This window comes from Acinetobacter sp. YH16042 (genome assembly GCF_013417245.1).
Lineage (GTDB): Bacteria > Pseudomonadota > Gammaproteobacteria > Pseudomonadales > Moraxellaceae > Acinetobacter > Acinetobacter amyesii.
The window spans coordinates 51,995-72,230 of sequence record NZ_VPEJ01000001.1 but is presented as its reverse complement, the minus strand read 5'-3'; the positions used below and the strand labels follow the sequence as shown (position 1 = coordinate 72,230).

Annotated in this window: 19 protein-coding genes and 1 riboswitch; of the genes, 11 read left to right on the top strand and 8 right to left on the bottom strand. The window is 42.1% G+C overall.

All coding sequences use genetic code 11. The annotated features are described in order from the left end of the window. The first annotated feature begins 135 nt into the window (after positions 1-135). Positions 136-912, top strand: a complete 777-nt coding sequence (locus FTV37_RS00335; protein ID WP_180062785.1) for an IclR family transcriptional regulator — start codon at positions 136-138, stop codon at positions 910-912. Positions 913-1,142: 230 nt separating this feature from the next. Here the strand turns inward: FTV37_RS00335 and FTV37_RS00330 are convergent, their stop codons facing one another. Continuing rightward, positions 1,143-1,769, bottom strand: coding sequence for an alpha-ketoglutarate-dependent dioxygenase AlkB (locus FTV37_RS00330; protein WP_180062784.1), 627 nt, complete (start codon positions 1,767-1,769; stop codon positions 1,143-1,145). Positions 1,770-1,940: 171 nt separating this feature from the next. On the opposite strand from FTV37_RS00330, the gene FTV37_RS00325 reads away from it, so the two are divergent. Then, positions 1,941-3,737: an ABC transporter ATP-binding protein gene (locus FTV37_RS00325; protein WP_180062783.1), complete on the top strand. Its 1,797-nt coding sequence runs from the start codon at positions 1,941-1,943 to the stop codon at positions 3,735-3,737. Positions 3,738-3,795: 58 nt separating this feature from the next. Here the strand turns inward: FTV37_RS00325 and phoU are convergent, their stop codons facing one another. Beyond that, the gene (gene phoU, locus FTV37_RS00320) at positions 3,796-4,512 is read right to left on the bottom strand and encodes a phosphate signaling complex protein PhoU (protein ID WP_078189433.1); all 717 of its coding nucleotides are present in this window, start codon (positions 4,510-4,512) and stop codon (positions 3,796-3,798) included. Between the two features lie 83 nt (positions 4,513-4,595). Then, complete coding sequence (locus FTV37_RS00315; protein ID WP_180062782.1) at positions 4,596-5,951, bottom strand: TolC family outer membrane protein; 1,356 nt, start codon at positions 5,949-5,951, stop codon at positions 4,596-4,598. A 314-nt stretch (positions 5,952-6,265) separates the two neighbouring features. On the opposite strand from FTV37_RS00315, the gene FTV37_RS00310 reads away from it, so the two are divergent. From FTV37_RS00310 to FTV37_RS00280, 7 genes are all read left to right on the top strand, one after another. Then, positions 6,266-7,252, top strand: a complete 987-nt coding sequence (locus FTV37_RS00310) for a hypothetical protein (RefSeq protein ID WP_180062879.1) — start codon at positions 6,266-6,268, stop codon at positions 7,250-7,252. Positions 7,253-7,354: 102 nt separating this feature from the next. Further along, positions 7,355-7,481, top strand: a riboswitch (TPP riboswitch). A gap of 116 nt (positions 7,482-7,597) precedes the next feature. Then, the gene (thiC, locus tag FTV37_RS00305; protein ID WP_180004687.1) at positions 7,598-9,493 is read left to right on the top strand and encodes a phosphomethylpyrimidine synthase ThiC; all 1,896 of its coding nucleotides are present in this window, start codon (positions 7,598-7,600) and stop codon (positions 9,491-9,493) included. A gap of 76 nt (positions 9,494-9,569) precedes the next feature. After that, the gene (locus FTV37_RS00300) at positions 9,570-10,190 is read left to right on the top strand and encodes an NUDIX domain-containing protein (protein WP_111884865.1); all 621 of its coding nucleotides are present in this window, start codon (positions 9,570-9,572) and stop codon (positions 10,188-10,190) included. A gap of 10 nt (positions 10,191-10,200) precedes the next feature. After that, on the top strand, positions 10,201-11,004 hold the full coding sequence (gene cpdA, locus FTV37_RS00295; RefSeq protein ID WP_180062781.1) for a 3',5'-cyclic-AMP phosphodiesterase: 804 nt from the start codon (positions 10,201-10,203) through the stop codon (positions 11,002-11,004). 209 nt (positions 11,005-11,213) lie between these two features. After that, entirely contained in the window at positions 11,214-11,741 is a 528-nt protein-coding gene (dksA, locus tag FTV37_RS00290; RefSeq protein WP_078189438.1) for an RNA polymerase-binding protein DksA, read from the top strand. 4 nt (positions 11,742-11,745) lie between these two features. Further along, complete coding sequence (gene gluQRS, locus FTV37_RS00285) at positions 11,746-12,663, top strand: tRNA glutamyl-Q(34) synthetase GluQRS (RefSeq protein WP_373683544.1); 918 nt, start codon at positions 11,746-11,748, stop codon at positions 12,661-12,663. An 85-nt stretch (positions 12,664-12,748) separates the two neighbouring features. Beyond that, a complete protein-coding gene (locus FTV37_RS00280; protein ID WP_078189439.1) occupies positions 12,749-13,009 on the top strand; it encodes a zinc-ribbon domain-containing protein in 261 nt (86 codons plus the stop codon). Here the strand turns inward: FTV37_RS00280 and ftsW are convergent. The 5 genes from ftsW to FTV37_RS00255 form a co-directional block, all read right to left on the bottom strand. After that, a complete protein-coding gene (gene ftsW / locus FTV37_RS00275; protein ID WP_180062779.1) occupies positions 12,998-14,194 on the bottom strand; it encodes a putative lipid II flippase FtsW in 1,197 nt (398 codons plus the stop codon). The two genes, FTV37_RS00280 and ftsW, sit on opposite strands and share 12 nt — an antisense overlap. A gap of 21 nt (positions 14,195-14,215) precedes the next feature. Beyond that, positions 14,216-15,562: a UDP-N-acetylmuramoyl-L-alanine--D-glutamate ligase gene (gene murD, locus FTV37_RS00270; RefSeq protein ID WP_180062778.1), complete on the bottom strand. Its 1,347-nt coding sequence runs from the start codon at positions 15,560-15,562 to the stop codon at positions 14,216-14,218. Between the two features lie 158 nt (positions 15,563-15,720). After that, the gene (locus FTV37_RS00265) at positions 15,721-15,972 is read right to left on the bottom strand and encodes a DUF6587 family protein (RefSeq protein WP_180026527.1); all 252 of its coding nucleotides are present in this window, start codon (positions 15,970-15,972) and stop codon (positions 15,721-15,723) included. 36 nt (positions 15,973-16,008) lie between these two features. Continuing rightward, positions 16,009-17,874: a ferrous iron transport protein B gene (feoB, locus tag FTV37_RS00260; protein WP_180055464.1), complete on the bottom strand. Its 1,866-nt coding sequence runs from the start codon at positions 17,872-17,874 to the stop codon at positions 16,009-16,011. After that, positions 17,871-18,134, bottom strand: coding sequence for a FeoA family protein (locus FTV37_RS00255; protein ID WP_078189444.1), 264 nt, complete (start codon positions 18,132-18,134; stop codon positions 17,871-17,873). Before FTV37_RS00255 ends, feoB begins: the two co-directional genes overlap by 4 nt. A gap of 172 nt (positions 18,135-18,306) precedes the next feature. Between FTV37_RS00255 and xerD the strand changes: the two genes are divergently transcribed. Continuing rightward, positions 18,307-19,224, top strand: coding sequence for a site-specific tyrosine recombinase XerD (gene xerD / locus FTV37_RS00250; RefSeq protein WP_180062777.1), 918 nt, complete (start codon positions 18,307-18,309; stop codon positions 19,222-19,224). Positions 19,225-19,320: 96 nt separating this feature from the next. Next, complete coding sequence (locus FTV37_RS00245) at positions 19,321-20,133, top strand: DsbC family protein (RefSeq protein WP_180062776.1); 813 nt, start codon at positions 19,321-19,323, stop codon at positions 20,131-20,133. Positions 20,134-20,236 lie beyond the last annotated feature (103 nt).

Genomic DNA, 20,236 nt, shown 5'->3' with positions numbered 1-20,236 from the left:
ATCAGAATAACCCAAGAAACCCTGTGATATTTCAGATTTGTTTCATTTTCAATGTAGAAAAGCGCAACATCAGGCCGAGCAATTTGTTATAAAGTAACTTAACGATTCATTTTTATTGTGACCAAGCAGGTTCTTATGGCGCTTTCCAGTTTTGGTAAAATTCTCACCGTACTCGACTTATTTTCAGTTGCTCGTCCCATCATCAATGTCGACATTATTAGTGAAGAATTAGGCTTATCTAAACCAACGAGCTATCGCTATTTAAAAGAACTGGTTTCTGCTGAATTATTGCAGCGCCTCAGTGGGACTTCTGGCGATTACACACTGGGTTCAAAAATTGCTGTGCTTGATTTTATTTCTCGCACCACCGATCCATTGGTGCAAATTAGCATTCCCTTCATGAAAGAAATTGTGGAACGCACAGAGTCTTGTTGCTTATTGACGCATCTGAATATCGACTCATGTATTGATGTACATCATGAACTGTATAAGGACTATACTGCCTTGGCATATGGCCGAGGTAGCCCACGTCCAATGTACAAAGGCTCATCGTCTAAAGTGATTTTGTCGCAGTTACCTAAGCAACGGATTTTAGATTATTACCACCGTTTTGCGGACGAGTTATCTCAAGTTGGTTTTGCGCATAATGAAGAAGAATTTATGCTGCAAATGAAAAAGATTAAAAAGCAGGGTTATTATTTTTCCAATGGTGAAGTTGACCCAAATATGTCGAGCTTATCGATTCCGATTAAATTTTCCAGTAAAGAACCCCCGCTTGCTTTGACCCTATTGGCGTCTAAAAATCGTTTTGAATTTATGAATTTTCAAAAAGTCGTAGAAATGATGCAAGACTGTACAGCGCGTATTGAGAAAAAATACAGCAGTATGATGGAAGAATCGGACGCCATTTAAATCTGATCAGATTGCGCACAACTGATGCGATGTTGTAAAGATGATATTTAATTAATCTGATAAACCCATATTATTAATTGAATTTATTAATTATAAATATTGGATAAATTATCATAATATGATTATTGTTCTTTAGCAGTCATCTCAGCCATGTGTTCCATGATTTCAGTTGATTGTCGCTATACTCTTCCTCAGAGAAAGAAAAAAGCTCATCTAGATATGGGCTTTTTTTACGGCTGTTGATCATAGAAATAACGAAAGGTTAAATTCACCCTCGGCTCGGTCACTTTCATCGACTTCATTAGGGCATGTTTCCAATACCGTTGGGTTTTCCCACGCATCACAATCAACTGTCCACTTTGCAGTAAAAGCTGTACTTTCTCTTGAGTGCTTTTATGTTTAAAGCAAAACTTTCGGCTTGCGCCAAAACTCAAAGATGCGATCACCACCTGCTGTGTGGGTGAAAGCAAAGATGGCTCATCATCACTATGCCACCCCACCGCTTGCGTACCATTTTCGTATAAATTGGCCAAACAGGAATTAAACGTCTGACCCAACCGTTGCTCAATATGTTGCTTTAAGCGCAGTAAAGCTGGATTCCAAATCAATGCCTGCTTTTGCATGCCTGAATAGTGATACTCATAATGGGCATCTCCATACCAAACCACTTTTCGCTCCGTTTGATAATACTGTCCATGCAAAATGACTTCATCATGCTGCCAAGCCAACTGCGTGAGGAAATAGCGTAAATATTTTTCACTGTCTTCAGCATTGAAGATCAGTCCATAATCTTCAACTTCACCATCATAGGGCAGCAGGTTTGCATGCGGTTCAGGCGCAAATAATTCAAAATTCATCGGTTCAACTCAACACTGTTAGGCGCAGCACCGTGATGCTGAGGTCGTGAGCACATTTAAAAATATCTTAGCTGAAAAACGCTCGTCACAAATCAAAACATTGTCATCGCTTGTCGCATTGAATTTTCAGTCTTAGACTAAAGCTCATATTCACAATAAAAATAATTGCTTATGAATCTGTGGCAACTTTTCCAAAAATTACGCCCATTCGTACAGCCATACCGCTGGCTGGTGGTCGTGACGCTGATCTTGACCTTAATTGGCTCACTTACGGCACAGGTGAATGCCCTGACACTCAAATATGCCGTAGACAGCATCAATCAGCTTTTACAACAAGGCCTCGGTCTGGCGAATGGTTGGCATATATTAATCACCATCACCGTGATCTTATTGGGAAAAGAAGTCATCAATGCCATCGTGCAATTTGGACAAAAATCGTTTGGTGAAAAATTACGTATTTTAATTTCTCAGGATTTGTCCCAAGGCATTATTGAAAAATTTATCACCTATCGATTGGCATTCTTCGATCAACAAGACAACCAAGCAGGTAAGCTCCAAACTCGAATTGATCGGGGTGTCAGCTCGCTCACACGACTGGTTCAAATCTTTTTTATTGATATTTTACCATTATTTACCAGTGCCATTATTGCACTGGGCTTAATGTATTATGCCAATGTTTGGGTTGGTGTGGTGGCCACAATTATCGTGCCGATTTATTTTTGGCTGACCTTCAAACAATCACAAAAACTGGCAGGCAAACGCCGTGCCCTACGCGATAATTTTGAAAAGAAAAATCAGGGTATTCTGAGTATTATCAATTCGATAACGGTCATTAAATCTTTTAACAAAGAAGCCGTCGAATCGAAAAAACAATTAAATCTGCAAAAGTCGCTGACTGAAAACCAAATGCAGACACGGCAAACCAGTTATATCTTTGACGGACTCAAAACCTTTATCGAACAGGTCGGTGTGGTACTGATCATCATTCTGACAGCCTATTTTGTTTTGGATGGGCAAATGAGTATCGGGATGATTATGTATCACGTGTTGTTATTTAATAACGTCTCTGCCCCGATTCGCTCGCTACATCGTATCTATGATGAAATTAACTCTGCGATGATTTATTCGGAAAGCTTCTTTAACATCTTAGAAGCGGATCATGAAATTGAAACCAGTGGCACTGCTCAACCTCCGATTCAAGGTCAGTTTGAATTAAGCAATGTCGACTTTAGCTATCCCAATGGTTTTCAGGCATTACACCGTATCAATATGACCATCCAACCGAACAAAATCACCGCCTTGGTTGGTTTATCTGGCGCTGGTAAATCGACATTAATTAGCTTACTGGATAAGTTTTATCATCCTCAAGCGGGCAATATCAAACTCGATGGCATCGATTTAGAACAGATTGATACGCAGTATTTACGTGAAAATATTGGTTTGGTTTTACAAAAAAATCATATTTTCCCAGGTTCAATTTTTGAAAATATTCGCTATGGAAAAAGTACAGCTACAGAGCAAGAAGTCTTCGATGCAGCACGGAAAGCCTCGATCCATGATCAGATCTTAAAACTGCCGCATGCCTATGAAGCCGATGCCTTGCTGCTCTCAGGTGGACAGCAACAGCGTATTGCCTTGGCACGTATGTTCCTGAAAAATCCGCCGATTATTTTCTTGGACGAACCGACTGCAAGTTTAGATGCGATCGCTGCTGAACAAATTAAAAATAGTCTGGATCAAATTAAACAAGGGCGTACCGTCATCATGATTTCACATAGTTTGTCGCAAATTATCGATGCCGATTACACCTATGTGATGAAAGACGGACAAATCGTAGAACACGGGGAGCATCATGATTTGTACCATCAAGAAGGTGCTTATAAGCAAATCTTCGATGCGATGGCGAAAAGTTTAAATATTGACAAAATTGCCCGGACTTTTGAGGAAGACGAAGAAACACATAGTTAATTTTAGACCGAAAAAAGCCCATCGTTTGATGGGCTTCGTTCATATTTGTTTTATTCAATTAACGCTGAACTTTTTGCTCAATTTCTTCAACACTGGTGTGACGGACATCTAGACCTTTCACCATATAAATCACTTGTTCAGAGATATTTCGAGCATGGTCACCAATACGTTCAAGTGAACGCAGCACCCAAAGTACATTCATGACCCGAGTAATGTGGCGTGGATCTTCTATCATATACGTCATGAGGGTACGGGTTGCCGATTGGTACTCGCGGTCAATATCAGCATCGGCCAAAAGGACACGTAAAGCCTGATCTACATCCAAACGTGCAAAGGCATCGAGCGCATCATGAATCATCACGCGGACTTGGTTGCCAATATGACGTGTTTCCATATAACCCCGCGGTGAACCACCCTCTTCACACAAGCTTTGTGCAATACGGGCAATTTTTGCCGCTTCATCACCAATCCGTTCTAAATCGGTGTTGGCTTTCGACATCGCAATCACCATGCGTAGATCAATCGCAGCAGGATGACGACGCGCCAAAATCAGGGTAAGCGCTTCATCAATTTCAGTTTCCATACGGTTCACCGTATTGTCTTGAAATTGAACATCAATCGCCATCGTTGCATCCGTATCCAATAAGGCATGAATGGCATTTGCAACCTGCTGCTCCACCAAACCACCCATGGTCATAAATTTGGTATGCACATCCTGCAACTCTTCATTGAATTGCGAAGAAATGTGATGGTTTAAAACAGGATTATTAGGCAAAGCGAGTCTCCACTACAACGTGAATCGGCAGATTTTAGTGCCATATTAAAGCATATTGATTGTGAAACTTTTATGACCATGGATTATTTCTTTAGTAGGATCGATGGCTGATTTTTCTGATCGACCAACCATGCATTCATTTCCACTAAATCAGCTTCCGTTAATTTCCCAACGGAGGCTTTGAGTTGTAATACATGTATTAAATAATCGTACTTGGAATTTAAATAATCTTGACGGGCTGAAAAGGCATTACGCTGTGCCAGTAGCACATCAACCATAGTTTTCAGACCTTCCTGATACTGGGCTTGTGATGCTAAAGACACTTGCGCGGAAGAATCCATCGCGGCTTTACGTGCCTGTAATTTACTTTGATCCGTTTCGACTTGCATATAAGATTTTTTTACATCGGTTTGTGCTTTTCGAATTGCTGCATCCACCTGTGCTTGGCTTTTTTCAACATTGATCGCTGCTTGCTTAATGGATTTCTGTGTCCGTCCGCCATTAAACACATTCCAGTTCATTTCAATCCCCACCTGATCAAATTGACCATCTTGCGACATGATGGATTGTGGACTTTGCTTGTTATAACCATAGGTCCCTACCGCTTCAATCTGAGGATATAAGGCAGCTTTTTCGACGCGTTTGCCATCTTCCGCATAACGTTGTTGCATACGCGCTTGTAAAATGCCTAGGTTCTGCTCCTGAGCCAGTTCTTCCCACGCTTGTACATTGTTTGGAATCGGTTTTTCAAACTGAAAATCATCACGTAACACCGCCAAATTTTCTCGATATGGCCCAATCAACTGTTGTAATTGTTCCTGCGCCAAAACCAATTGAACATTAGTCGCCATACGGTTGGCCCGAGCATTTTGATATTGAGCATTGGCTTCGCTGACATCACTTTTTGCCACCAAACCTTCTTTTAATTTAGCATTCATCATGCGCAGCTGTTCAGATAGCGCCTGTTCTTCTTGTAAGTTGGCAACCGTCAATGCTTGCTGACGTAGGACATTAAAATAAGCTTCAGAGACATTTAAAATATGATCTTGTTTTTGAATCTGCAGATTAATTTCACTTAAATTAATCGAGGTTTTGACTTGCTTCAGCCCTTCCCATGCATCCCAACGAAAAATGGGCTGACGGGCAGTGAGCGCAATTTGTCTTGTTGTGGTGCTGTCTGGCATGATCAGCCCGGCTTGAGCGCCGCTTTGGTTGGAATTTTGATTTTTTCGGGTCACATTTCCGGAGATTGTTACCGTCGGGAGTAAGTTCCCATTGGCAATCCCCAAATTCAATTTATCCGCTTCATATTGTAGTTTATTGGCTTGCCAATTGGGGTCTTCTTGTTTTGCACGTTCATAAGCTTGCACAAGATCTAGCGCACACGCCCATTGACTCGTGAAAAGCAAACAAAGACCCACCACAACTTTTTTGTTCATTTTTTTTGTAAATTCCTAATATTCAAATACCCGAGATTGAATATTCAAGCCTAAAACTAAGCAGATACTAATCATATCCTTGCAAATTTCCGTATGATTTTTATTAATTTTTTATATCAAATGCGACAAAACCGGATAATTTCAGTCGTTTTCAGACACTACTCACAACGCTATAACAAAGAACTGTACAATAGTACACATATTGCACGTGTTTCATCTATAAAATAGTCGACATTCCATCGGACAATACCACTTCTATAGCGCATCGAGTTCCTGTGTCAAAATTTTTTCAGCTGCCTGCAAAGTTTAGTGCAATGTTTTTATGTTTCAGTATGTTGAATGGATGCCAACAACAGCCTGAACCTCAACCTGCACCAGAGTTTCCCAACAATAAGACTGTTCAAAAAGAAGCAGTCGATTTGTCTTTGCTGTGCAGAAAACTTGAAAAAAACATGCTGGAAATAGACGATCAACGAACAACTTTCGCTTTAGAACAAATCAACCAAGATCTCAAAGTCTGCTTACCGCTATTAAAAGCGGACGAACAAAAAAAATTACTGCGTTTGTCCAATCAAATGTATCGCAACTTTTTACATGTTGAACGTACAGCTCAACAGCAAATGGCGTTCGAACAATTTGCCTTTGATATGGCTCAGCATCCCACAATTCAACAAAATCATTATGAGCAGCTCACTGCCCGAGATCAATACTTACTGAAACATAAAGGCCAAGCCTATGTAGAATTGTTCGATGCAGGTGAAGGACAATTACGCTATCGCCGCAGTCCTGAATATTTAGCCAAAATTTTTGCGCCTTATATGGAAGAACCTGAGCAGGTCTTCATTGAAAAACTGGCTGAACAAAATGCACAACCCGCCTTGCTACAAAAAAGTTTAGCCATTGAGCCGCAAGAGATTGCAACACGTGCTATTTTTTGGGAAGACTATCTGAAACAATATCCAGATAGCCCCTACAAAAAAGATGCACAACAATTGCTATATCAATATAGCCAGTTGTTATTTATTGGTTCGGCACACAGTCCAGTTTCCAATGATTTTTCAGACCGCCTCAGTATTCAAGCCAGTTCTTTAGAAGAAATTGAACGCTTGGCTCAATTAAAAAACTCCAAATTGGCAGATCAGGCGCGTTTATTTTTAAAATTATTAGATCAAAATACTACTGCATCTAATCAGCGATCAGAAGCACAGCTGTTGAATTTAATTGGTGTCCGTAATCCTGATCCGCATTATAAGAAAGACTGTTTTAGTGACGCCATCTGTGTAAATCAGTCCTCTACTTAGCCAATGCAAGTTCAATTGCACACGGGCCTAGCCAAAATTCTGCACTTGAAAATCGATGAAAAATAACACTGTTTTAAAACAGCCTTCATGCTAATATCCGCACAAAGCTTGACGGAGCGCAGGTAATTTCCTGCTGAGATCATCTAAATTTAGTTCGCTAAATTTAAGGATGAGTACCGTTGAACCTGATCAGGTTAATACCTGCGTAGGAATCAAGCCATCTAAAAACTTAAGCCCTTCTTATCTCTTGGTTTTACGCCTTTATTTTTCAGGTGACCCATCAGATAAACCGCCACGTTTTTGGTCGTGCTTGATTCGTTGATGTCATTCATAAGGATCATTGCAATGAACCAATTAACGAATCTCACCGCTTCAGATCGCGCTGCTCAACATGAACAAGATGCTAAAGATCTCACTCGTATTCTCCCTGCGTCAAAGAAAGTCTATATCCAAGGCTCACGTCCAGATATTCGCGTACCAATGCGTGAGATCAGTCTTACAGATACGCCTACAGGTCTGGGTGGAGAAAAAAATCTGCCGATCATGGTTTATGACACCTCTGGTGCTTATACAGACCCCAATATTCAAATTGACCTGAATCAAGGTCTACCTAATGTCCGTGAATCTTGGATCGAGTCTCGAAATGATACGGAAATACTCGATACCTTGACTTCAAAATTTGGACAAGAGCGTCTTCGAGATATTCGTACTGCAGAGATTCGTTTTGCGCATATTTCAAAACCCCGTCGCGCTCGTCGTGGACACAATGTCTCTCAAATGCACTATGCCAAACAAGGCATCATCACCCCTGAAATGGAATACATTGCAATTCGTGAAAATCAGCGTCAGCGTGAAGGTGTCGATATGCGCCAACATGCCGGTCAAAATTTTGGCGCACGCAATTTAACTGAAATCACCCCTGAATTTGTACGTCAAGAAGTGGCTGAAGGTCGTGCCATTATCCCTGCCAACATTAATCACCCTGAATGTGAACCGATGATTATTGGTCGTAACTTCTTGGTGAAAATCAATGCCAACATTGGTAACTCAGCACTTGGTTCAAGCATCGATGAAGAAGTGGCAAAAATGACGTGGGCAACTCGTTGGGGCGCTGACACCATTATGGATTTATCGACAGGTAAAAATATCCATGAAACCCGAGAATGGATTATTCGCAACTCACCTGTACCCATTGGCACCGTACCGATTTACCAAGCTTTAGAAAAAGTTGATGGTGTCGCAGAGGACTTAACCTGGGAAATTTTCAAAGACACACTGATTGAACAAGCCGAGCAAGGTGTCGATTACTTTACGATTCACGCAGGCGTGCTGCTTCGTTATGTTCCACTCACCGCCAACCGTTTAACTGGTATTGTGTCACGTGGCGGATCCATCATGGCGCAGTGGTGCTTAGCGCATCATGAAGAAAACTTCCTGTATACGCATTTTGATGAAATCTGCGAAATCATGAAAGCCTATGATGTGTCATTCAGTTTAGGTGATGGTTTACGTCCGGGGTGTATTCAAGATGCTAACGATGAAGCTCAATTTAGTGAATTACGCACCTTAGGTGAATTGACTCACCGGGCATGGGAACATGATGTACAAGTCATGATTGAAGGCCCAGGCCATGTCCCAATGCACATGATCAAAGAAAATATGGATCTACAACTCGAGGTTTGCAAAGAAGCGCCTTTCTATACGCTTGGGCCGCTCACCACCGATATTGCCCCGGGCTATGACCACATTACCTCTGCGATTGGTGCGGCAATGATTGGTTGGTACGGCACCGCGATGCTGTGTTATGTGACCCCGAAAGAGCACCTTGGTCTACCAGATAAAAAAGACGTCAAAGATGGCATTATCACCTACAAAATTGCAGCCCATGCCGCAGACCTTGCCAAAGGTCATCCTGGTGCGCAGGCTCGTGATAATGCATTGTCGAAAGCACGCTTTGAATTCCGCTGGGAAGACCAATTTAATCTGAGCTTAGACCCTGATACAGCACGCAGCATGCATGATGAAACTATGCCGAAAGAAGCACATAAATCGGCCCATTTTTGTTCCATGTGTGGACCTAAATTTTGCTCGATGAAAATCACACAAAATGTGAGAGATTATGCAAAAAATCAGCAAGATATGCAGCTTTCTTCAGAATTTAATCCTGAAATTGAAACAGGTTTACAAAGCATGAAAGCGGCCTATCATGAACATGGTCAAAAGTTGTACCACAAAGTGTAAAGCTTAAAAAAAATCTTTTGTATTCAACAAAATCTCGGTTAGGATGAAATGGAAGATTTCATCCTAATTAGCGCTTATGAATATTATTAAACAGGCCACATATAACAAAAAAGATTACAGCATTGAAGGGCGTGAACATCTTTATAAAGGCTTTATTCAAGTTGAAAAAGTTCAGCTTCGACACCGCTTATTCCATCAAGACAGCATGATTCCAACCATTCAGCGTGAATTGATTCATCGTCCTGAAGCAGCAGGTGTGCTGATCTATAGTCATCAACAACAAAAATTTGCCCTAATTGAACAATTCCGCATTGGGGCGATTGATGATGAAACTTCGCCATGGCAACTAGAGATTATTGCCGGCGTGCTCGATGGTGATGAATCTGCTGAAAGCTGCATCCGCCGTGAAAGTTTGGAAGAGTCAGGCTGTGAATTAGATGCACTACAGCATTTATTTAGTTTTTATCCCTCTGCGGGTGCCTGCGCGGAATTATTCCACCTTTATAGTGCTGAAGCTGAACTGCCTGAACATGGTGGAGTCTTTGGCATGCCTGATGAAGGAGAAAATATTCAATTGCATATCTTAAACTATGCTGATATTCCTGAATTATTAACCAATGGTCGGCTAAAAAACGCACCTGTCATTATGGCCTTGCAATGGTTACAACAACAAATACATACTACAAGGAATGTCTAAGGGGAAGGACATGACTTTAAGGGACACACCACAATACGACTGGACACTGATCCAGATCTCGGACACACATTTAATGGATCAGGAAGATCTTGAGTTTGTCCGCATGAATCCAGAGCAGAGTTTTCACGATGTGATTCAACAAATTCAGTTGAACCATCATCACATCGATACGCTTGTCCATACTGGCGATCTTGCACAAGTGCCGGTAGAGCGCACCTATGCGCGTTATCGCGAATATATGCAACAGCAGCCGTTTCCGTTTTATCAGATTCCGGGGAACCATGACGAAGCATCTTGCTTCCCTTTTCATCAACAGGAAGATCGGGCACACTGCATCGCATTAGGCAATTGGTGTCTGATTTTACTGAACAGTGCGGTTAAAGGAAAAGTGGATGGTTGGGTATCACAACAGCAGCTCGAACAATTAGATCAGTTACTCACAGCACACCCACAGCAACACATCATTGTGGCATGCCACCACCACCCTTTTGCCATGCAATCGCATTGGATAGATCAGCATAAACTAAAGAACGCTGAACATCTCATAGATGTGCTTTCACGCCATGACAATGTCAAAATTGTACTATGCGGACACGTACATCAAGACTCGTCTAATCAATGGCGCAATATTCAGTTTTTATCGACGCCTTCGACCAGTGTTCAGTTCAAACCGCATAGTGAAAATTTTGCCTTAGATGAGGCTTTACCAGGGTATCGTGCACTCTATCTGAATGATAATGGTGAATTTAAAACTGAAGTTGTTCGGGTCAAATTGAAACAACCTCAAATTAATGTTGAAATTTCAGGTTATTAACTTTTCAATTTGATTTTTTTGCTTTACTTTATGCCTTCTAAAGGAAAAGTGATAGTTAGAATCCAAACATCAAAGACTATCAATAAGCAGAAAAAGTCTATATGATGACGACCCCCACAGAAGGAAACTCTGTGTTGGGTGGATAAAAAACTTGCATATCACCATATTTTTTGCGTATAGATATATGCATATGATGAGGAATGCCCTATATGGCGAATGACAACCAAAATCAAGTCTTAGACGAACAAACTGATGTAGTAGACGAAAAGTCTACCAAACGCGTGCGCAAATCAAAGCCAAAGGCGACTGAAGGTGGTTCTACTGCAAGCTTATTTGGTATTGAACCTTATCAGCCTAAAAAGAATGAAGAATACATGTCTGAAGGGCAACTTGAGCATTTCCGCCACATTTTATTGGCGTGGAAAGCTGAGTTAATGTCAGAAGTAGACCGTACTTTGAATACCATGCAAGACGAAAATACTGCGCTTCCAGATGTGAACGACCGTGCAACGCAAGAAGAAGAATTTGCGATTGAACTTCGTACACGTGACCGTGAACGTAAACTGATCCGTAAAATTGAACAATCAATTGAAGCGATTAAAAATGATGACTACGGTTTCTGTGAAACGTGTGGTATCGAAATTGGCTTACGTCGCCTAGAAGCACGTCCAACAGCAACTTTATGTATCGACTGCAAAACACTTGCAGAGATCAAAGAGAAGCAAAATAACGGTTAATTCTGTGTTGAGTAATTCCTCTCTAGCCCTCCCTTTAAAAAAGGGGGGAAAAGTTACAGAGCATTACGTGGGTCGGTTTGCGCCATCGCCAACCGGCCCTTTGCATTTTGGCTCTTTAATTACAGCAGTCGCAAGCTATTGCGATGCCCGTGCCCATCAGGGGCAATGGATCGTTCGTATCGAAGATACCGACATTCCACGTATATTTCCCGGCAGCGAAGAACATATCTTACGTTGTATTGATGCATTTCAATTCGAACCAGATACCGAGATCATTTTCCAAAAAGACCGCCTCGAAATCTATGAGCAAGTCATTGCGCATTTGCATGCCCAAGACTTGGTCTATGCTTGTCAATGCACCCGAAAAATGCTTGGTTCGAATCATATCTATCAAGGCACATGTCGTAATCTTGGCCTTCCCCTTCAGGATCAGGCTATTCGAATCAAAGTCGATGCACAGAACATTTGTTTTACCGACCGCTTACAAGGGATGCATTGCTCCAATCTGCAACAGGATTTGGGTGACTTTGTCTTAAAACGCCGTGATGGCATTATCAATTATCAACTTGCTGTCGTGGTGGATGACTACCTACAAGGGATGACCCATGTTGTACGTGGGGCTGATCTTTTGGACAATACCGAACGTCAAATTTGGCTCGGACAGGTTTTGGGTTATCCGCGCCTTGAATACATGCACTTGCCATTGGCAATGAATGATCAGGGACAAAAGCTGTCAAAACAGAATATGGCTCAAGCTCTTGATTTAAGCCAAGCGGCACCTTTATTACAACAAGCATTGCAAGCCCTACACCAACCGCCAGTCGACTTAGATACGCCACGTATTATGCTACAACAGGCGATTGCGCAGTGGGATATTCAACAAATTCCCCATGGCACAGCATTGCCTCAAATCTATCAATAAACCCACATCCCTATCTGAGCCAATCACTCGATATTCAATTGAATTATGCTTTAATAAAGTGATCAATCGACCATTGGAGAGCCTAATATTTTTTATTTTTGGAGTTGGTCCGAAAACCAAAGTCATTGAAAAGAGCCAATTTACTTGCCCTGTCTGCCGCAGCAGAACTCAGTATGAGTTGAAACAGCAACGTAATTATTTTTCTTTATTTTTTATTCCATTGATTCCACTATCTAAAGCCAAGGCGAGCTTGGTCAAATGTCTCCATTGTGGAACGGAGATGCCGGCGAGTGTACTGCACCATGCATCTCCCGATCCGCAACGAGATACGAATTTAGAAGCTTGATTCTTCTTTACTTGGGTTTACTTCTTTGGTCGTCGCATCGATCTTTAAGATCAGACTCACCATAACCGCACAGATAATCAGAGAAGACCCCCCATAACTAATAAACGGTAAGGTCAAACCCTTGGTAGGAAGCATGCCCATGTTCATGCCGGCATTCACCAAAATTTGCAGCAAGAAGATAATACTAATGCCATAAGCCAAGTAGCCTGCACGTAAGTATTGATGACGTAAAGCACGATGACCAATGCGAATACAGCAGACCAACATCACAAATGACAGCGTCAATACGGTCAAAATCCCAAAGAAGCCAAATTCTTCGCCCAAAACCGCCAACATGAAGTCGGTATGTGCCTCAGGTAAATACGACATTTTTTGAATACTATGACCCAAGCCGACACCAAACCATTCACCGCGACCAAAAGCCATTAATGCATTCGACAACTGGTAGCCTGCGCCTAATGGATCATTCCATGGATTTGAGAAGGACATCAAACGTTCTAAACGATAAGGTTCAAATAAAATCAAGAACACAAAGGCCATGATGATCGCACCAAAGGCAATTGCGAACTGAATCAACGGTGCTCCTGCGAGGAAGAATACCCCTAGCATGGTTAAGGCAATCACCACCGTCGCCCCTAAATCGGGCTCTGCCATGACCAAACCGACAGTTGCAGCCATAATCACTGCCAAACGCACCAAGCCCTTAATATTATTACGGACTTCTTCGGCACGCCGTACCACATAGTCCGCGGTAAATATCGCCATCATGACTTTGGCAACTTCCGAAGCCTGTAAGGTGAAACCAGCAATACGAATCCAACGTTTAGAACCATTGACCTCTGTCCCGACAGCCAATACAGCAGCCAGTAAGATAATCGTGATAATCCATAAAAAGAAGGTGTTGTTAAACCAAACATTCAACGGCACTTTATAGGCGATATAGGCGGCGGCGGCGGCAGCGGCAATCGAAATACCGTGTCGTGAAATGTAATGAAAGGCATTTTCATGCATGCGTTCTGCATAAGGCATCGATGCAGATGCCACCATGATCGAACCAATACACAACAATGCCAAAACACAGAACATTAAAACATTGCGCACGTTGACCTCGGCAGGTAACCGAGGAATCCAACGCTCTACAACTTCATTTATTCTATTTATGGTCGCCTGAGCTAACCCAGCCATACAACTTTCCTTATCATTCTTTTAAACGAGTGCATTCACACAATCAACAAATTGGTGTCCACGCTCACTGTAGCCTTTAAACATATCAAAACTTGCGCACGCTGGAGACAATAACACCACATCATTGGCTACCGCATTTTGTTGGCACAGCTCAACCGCTTGTTTCAAACTTTCAGCATGAATCAGCGTGGTTGTCCCTTCAATCGCTTTTTCAATAATTGGACGATCTTCACCAATCAATACCGCAACTTTGGCATATTTTGAAAGTGAATCACGCAGCGCAGTAAAGTCCTGCCCTTTGCCTTGACCACCTAAAATAATCGCCACTTTACCGCCTTTGGCTTCAATCGCAGCACCAAGACCATCAATTGCAGCTAAAGTCGCACCAATATTGGTGCCTTTAGAGTCATTATAATAACGAACACCATGCACTTCTTTGACAAATTCACAGCGGTGTTCTAAGCCTTTAAAGGTTTTCAAGGTTTCCAACATGCCTGCTAGTGGCAAACCAATCGCTTCACCCAAAGCTAAACATGCCAAGGCGTTTGCCACATTATGTGTCCCTTGGATATACATATCTGCACTTTTCAGTAAACGCTCACGACCACGTGCCAACCAAATTGTGCCATCAGTATCGCGTAAAATACCGAACTGATTCATATCTGGAGCATTTAGGCCAAAGCTTTGCATTGGAGTAATATCTGGAACCAATGGACGTGTTAATGAGTCATCACGGTTATACACCACTTTTTTCACCGCTTGGAAAATACGATGCTTCGCAGTGTGATAGCCCATCATATCGCCATGACGGTCCAAATGGTCTTCGCTCATGTTCAACACAACAGCAACCTCTGCTGCCAAGTTCGACGTGGTTTCTAATTGAAAACTTGAAAGCTCTAAAACATAAAGCTCAGGATCATCTTTGGTGAGATCCAAAGCCGGTCGACCCAGGTTGCCACCCACTGCCACTTTTTTGCCTGCATCTGCTGCCATAAGACCAAATAAAGTCGTTACGGTACTTTTCGCATTCGAACCTGTAATCGCGACAATTGGCTTATCCGTCGCACGACGTAAAATTTGAATTTCTGAAACCACAGGAATGTTGGCTGCAATGGCCGCCTGAATTTGCGGTAATTTTGGATCTAGCCCCGGGCTGATAATAATTTCTTCTGCTTGGAGTAATAAATCTTGATCCAACTGACCAAAACTGGTTTGTACATCACTTGGAATTTGATCATGACCCGGTGGGACTGCTCGTGAATCGGTGACTGCAACGCGGTAGCCATGGCTATGTAAGAAATTCACTGCGGAAACACCAGAAATCCCTAATCCGGCAACAACCTTCAATCCACCACGCTGTATTAACATTTTCGCCCCATTTTTTGGTCGGTTTTTAAATCTGACAAAATGTTAGCACTTTGCTGTTTTGAATGCTTTTTATGTTTTCACTTTCTCGCAGTTTTTTTGTGTCCGCTCGTAAAAAACCGCCCATCTCGGGCGGTTTCTTCACGCAACGGGCGGTGAGCTTATTTCCACTTCACCGCTTGTACTTCAGCTTTTTTTGCAGATGAATTATCCGAAGCTGAACATCCACAACCGCCTGCACAGCCTGCGACCATTTTTGGCTTTAACCATTTGGCTAGACTGTTCCAACCACGGTTTGCACAGTGCTCAGATAAAGTTGTGAAGACTGAGTTCGATGTTTTTGGAAATACCTTCTTAAACACCACGACAGCACTCCAAATCACCAATACCGCAATAATTATTGATTCAAGCATGTCTCTCTCCTTTGTTCAGCTTTTGCCATTCACAATTCAGAATCCAAAATAGCGTGTTGCAAATTGATACGTGATGAATGCCATTAAATAAGCCAAACCAAATAAATAGATGGTCATGAAACTCACCGTTTTCAAGGAGCCAGTTTCACGTTTAACTGTCGCCAGTGTCGCCAAGCAATGTGGCGCATAAATAAACCACACCAATAATGATAAACCGGTTGCCAATGACCAACCCAATGACCCATCACTACTAATTAAATTTGCCAGGCCTTGAGACATGGCATCGTCATCTGTTGCAGACAAGGCATACACCGTACCCAATGCCGCTACAACAACTTCACGTGCCGCCATCGCTGGAATTAAGGCAATACAGATCTGCCAGTTAAACCCTAATGGTGCAAAAATCGGTTGTAATACATGCCCAAGCATACCTGCCAATGAATAATCAATATCCGGCAAGGTTGCGCCTTCTGGCGGTTGCGGGAAGGTACACAAGAACCATAACAAAATCGATAAAGCGAAAATGATGCCACCGACACGTTTCAAGAAAATCTTGGCACGGTCCAGTAAACCAATCCAAACACTCTTAATATCTGGGAAACGGTAGCTTGGAAGTTCCATCAATAAGGCATGCTGTGATTTATCTTTTTGGAAGAATTTCAGCACTGTTGCCACAATTAAGGCACTCACAATCCCTGCTGCATATAATGCAAATAGCACCAAGCCTTGTAAGTTAAAGACGCCCCAGACCATTTGCTGTGGAATAAATGCTGAGATCAGCAAGGCATAAACCGGTAAACGTGCCGAACAGGTCATCAATGGCGCAACTAAAATCGTGACCAGACGATCTCGGGGGTCTTGAATACTCCGAGTTGCCATGATGCCCGGTACAGCACAGGCAAAGCTCGACAGCAAAGGAATAAAAGCACGACCACTCAGTCCGGCTTTAAACATCAGCTTATCTAGCAAGAATGCTGCACGTGGTAAATAACCTGATTCTTCTAAAACCAAAATAAAGAAGAATAAAATTAAAATCTGCGGCAAGAACACCACCACACCACCTGCACCCGCAATGATCCCATCAACCACCAAGCTGTTCAGTAGTGGATGTGAAATGTGTTCACCGACTAATTCACCGAACCAACCGAAGAAGGTTTCAATACCGTCCATAAACGGCGCAGCCCATGCAAACACCGCTTGGAAGATAATAAACATCATCACCGCTAAGGTAATTAAACCAAAGACTGGATGTAGAAAAATTTTATCGAGGAAGTCTGAGCGTTTATCTTCATGATCAACAAACACCACCACGTCTTTTAAAATTTGTTCAATTTTTTCGTGGTTAGTCCCAGAAAGATTGGTATCACTTAATGACGCATCTGGTTTTCTGAAACCTTCAGCATCCAAAGCGCCCATTAAGTTTTCAATACCCGCATTACGTACAGCAACGGTTTCTACAACAGGCACACCCAAACGCTGAGACAGCTTTTGGGTATTGATTTGCATGCCACGACGACGTGCTTCATCCATCATGTTGAGGACAAGTAAAATTGGACGACCCAAATCGATCATTTCCATGACCAAACCGAGGTGCAATTTTAAGTTTGTCGCATCAACTACACATAAAAAGACATCTTGATGCCCTTCTTCTGCAATTTTACCTTGCACGACATCACGCGTAATCGCTTCATCAGGACTCGTCGCTTCTAAGCTATACGTCCCCGGCAAATCCAAAACTCGAACAGATTTACCCGATGGCAAAGTAAATTGACCAACTTTACGCTCAACCGTTACTCCAGCATAGTTCGCAACTTTCTGACGTGTACCCGTTAAATGATTGAATAATGAAGTTTTACCACAGTTTGGATTACCAACGAGGGCAATACGTAACGCATCACTCATGCTGATGCCCCTTCCATTGCTATTTCCACTTTTTCAGCTTCTACTTTTCGCAGTGCAAAACGAGTAAACCCAACTTGAATTAAAATCGGGTCACCACCAAAAATACCTTTGGTAATCACCTGTACTTTTGTTCCGGGAACAAAACCCAAAGTCTCTAAACGGCTAGCGACTAAATCAGCCGGAGCATTGTTGCCATTCTGGTTACGATGTACCTTATGAATGACTGCGCTTTGTTTCACTTTCAAATCAGATAATCGCACGCAACTAACCCTAAAAAATTTTGAACATTATACAAACAAATGAGAATAATTAACAAATCGGATTCGATTTCAATTCTCATTTAACAATCTAGCATCGACACGACTATTTTTTTAAATTACATTGCATTAAACCATTGTGATTTCTTGGTTTAATTTCAAAAATGAGCGGCACATGTTAAATAAAAAACCACGAATCCCGACCCCAGTCCAAATTCCAGAAACACTCAGTTTTTTACACGGATATCGTGATGATTTAATTGCTCAAACGGTCAGTCCACATACTCGAAATGCATATTTATCTGATTTAATTCAATGCAGTGGGTGTCATACACATGTCATGACAGATTGGAGCAGTGACGACATTTCAGATGTCTTGCTCAGCCTGACTAAACAAGGAAAAAGCCCTCGCTCGATCGCCCGCTCACTTTCTGCACTGCGTTCATTTTTCAAGTTCTTACGCGAACAAAAAATACGCAGCGACAATCCTGTTGCAATCCATAAAACACCCAAATTGGGTCGTGCCCTACCAAAGGACTTATCTGAAGCAGATGTCGAAGCACTGATTAATGCCCCTGACCTCAGCACCGCATTGGGTCTACGTGATCGTGCCATGCTCGAAGTGCTGTATGCCTGTGGTTTACGTGTCTCTGAGTTATTAAATTTAAGATTAGAACTGATCAATCTGAAACAAGGCTATTTACGGATTACTGGTAAAGGCAATAAAGAGCGCTTAGTTCCTTTAGGTCAAATGGCGGTGGAATGGATCGAGAAATATTTAGCTGAAGCACGTCCCGTCTTATACAAAAGCGCAACCGATGCTTTATTTCTCACTCAACTCGGTGGAATGATGAGTCGCCAAAACTTTTGGTACGCGATTAAACGCTATGCGCTCATTGCAGGTATTCAAACTGAATTATCACCACATACCTTACGCCACGCCTTTGCCACGCATTTGCTCAACCACGGTGCCGACTTACGTGTCGTGCAGATGCTGCTCGGTCACAGTGACTTGTCTACCACTCAAATTTATACCCATGTCGCGCAAGTTCGTATGCAAAAATTACATGCAGACTATCATCCGAGAGCTTAACGGCAGGAAATATCAGACCAAGAAGTTCTATCGTGGCCGATATTTTTTGCTATGCTTACTCACCTGTTTGATAAAGCTAAAAGAAAAGGGTTGTTTATGTTATTTACCCGTTCAAAATTTTTTCTCGCATCGACACTTGTTGCCAGCATGGCGTTAGTGGCTTGTTCTAATTCAAATAATGATGAAAAGAAAGACGCGACATTAACGGCAAGTACGCCTGCAACTGGTGAAGCTTCGAATTTATCTGAACGTAATGCTCAGCAGCGTTTAATTGATACTTTGCAATCCAATCTGCAAAAAGCCAATATCAATGCCAAAGTCACTGGGGTGAAAGCGACTGAAGTTCCTAATTTGTTTTGGGTCAGCTTTGAAGGCATGCCTGCGGTCTATGCTACAGCTGATGGTAAATACATTTTCCAAGGCGACGTGGTTCGTTTAGGTGAAAAACAACTCTTTAATGTAGGCGATACCCTACAAGCAGAAGCCAACAAAAAATTATTTGATCAATTAAAAACTGAAGACTTACTAATCTATAAAGCCAAAGGTAAAACCAAACACGTGGTTTATGTATTTACCGATGTCAGCTGTCCTTATTGCCACAAATTACATGAACAAATCGATGATATTAATGCCCGCGGCATTGAAGTCCGTTATATCGCTTGGCCACGTGGTGAACAACACATGCCAATGATGGAAAATATCTGGTGTAGCAAAGACCGTCGTGCCGCATTTGATAAAGCTATTGCCGGTGAGCAAATCGAGCCTGCATCATGTAAAAACCCAGTGCGCAGCATGTATGAAATGGGTCTAAATATTGGTGTGAATGGTACGCCAGCGATCTATAACGCAGAAGGTAAACACATCGGTGCGTACATGTCGGCTTCCGAACTTGAAAGTGCGCTTAAATAACTAATTTTTATAGGCTAAATGAATGTTTTTTATGGGTGGGAATAAAGTGATTTCTACCCTAGAGTCCGAACGTTTTTTTAGCTATGATCTAAACTCACTTAAA

Bases quoted from the DNA above. Each gene is read 5' to 3' on its own strand.
- FTV37_RS00335 (WP_180062785.1), top strand. From the start codon at position 136: ATGGCGCTTTCCAGTTTTGGTAAAATTCTCACCGTACTCGACTTATTT.
- FTV37_RS00330 (WP_180062784.1), bottom strand. From the start codon at position 1,769: ATGAATTTTGAATTATTTGCGCCTGAACCGCATGCAAACCTGCTGCCC.
- FTV37_RS00325 (WP_180062783.1), top strand. From the start codon at position 1,941: ATGAATCTGTGGCAACTTTTCCAAAAATTACGCCCATTCGTACAGCCA.
- FTV37_RS00315 (WP_180062782.1), bottom strand. From the start codon at position 5,951: ATGAACAAAAAAGTTGTGGTGGGTCTTTGTTTGCTTTTCACGAGTCAA.
- FTV37_RS00310 (WP_180062879.1), top strand. From the start codon at position 6,266: ATGTTTTTATGTTTCAGTATGTTGAATGGATGCCAACAACAGCCTGAA.
- thiC (WP_180004687.1), top strand. From the start codon at position 7,598: ATGAACCAATTAACGAATCTCACCGCTTCAGATCGCGCTGCTCAACAT.
- FTV37_RS00300 (WP_111884865.1), top strand. From the start codon at position 9,570: ATGAATATTATTAAACAGGCCACATATAACAAAAAAGATTACAGCATT.
- cpdA (WP_180062781.1), top strand. From the start codon at position 10,201: ATGACTTTAAGGGACACACCACAATACGACTGGACACTGATCCAGATC.
- dksA (WP_078189438.1), top strand. From the start codon at position 11,214: ATGGCGAATGACAACCAAAATCAAGTCTTAGACGAACAAACTGATGTA.
- ftsW (WP_180062779.1), bottom strand. From the start codon at position 14,194: ATGGCTGGGTTAGCTCAGGCGACCATAAATAGAATAAATGAAGTTGTA.
- murD (WP_180062778.1), bottom strand. From the start codon at position 15,562: ATGTTAATACAGCGTGGTGGATTGAAGGTTGTTGCCGGATTAGGGATT.
- FTV37_RS00265 (WP_180026527.1), bottom strand. From the start codon at position 15,972: ATGCTTGAATCAATAATTATTGCGGTATTGGTGATTTGGAGTGCTGTC.
- feoB (WP_180055464.1), bottom strand. From the start codon at position 17,874: ATGAGTGATGCGTTACGTATTGCCCTCGTTGGTAATCCAAACTGTGGT.
- xerD (WP_180062777.1), top strand. From the start codon at position 18,307: ATGTTAAATAAAAAACCACGAATCCCGACCCCAGTCCAAATTCCAGAA.
- FTV37_RS00245 (WP_180062776.1), top strand. From the start codon at position 19,321: ATGTTATTTACCCGTTCAAAATTTTTTCTCGCATCGACACTTGTTGCC.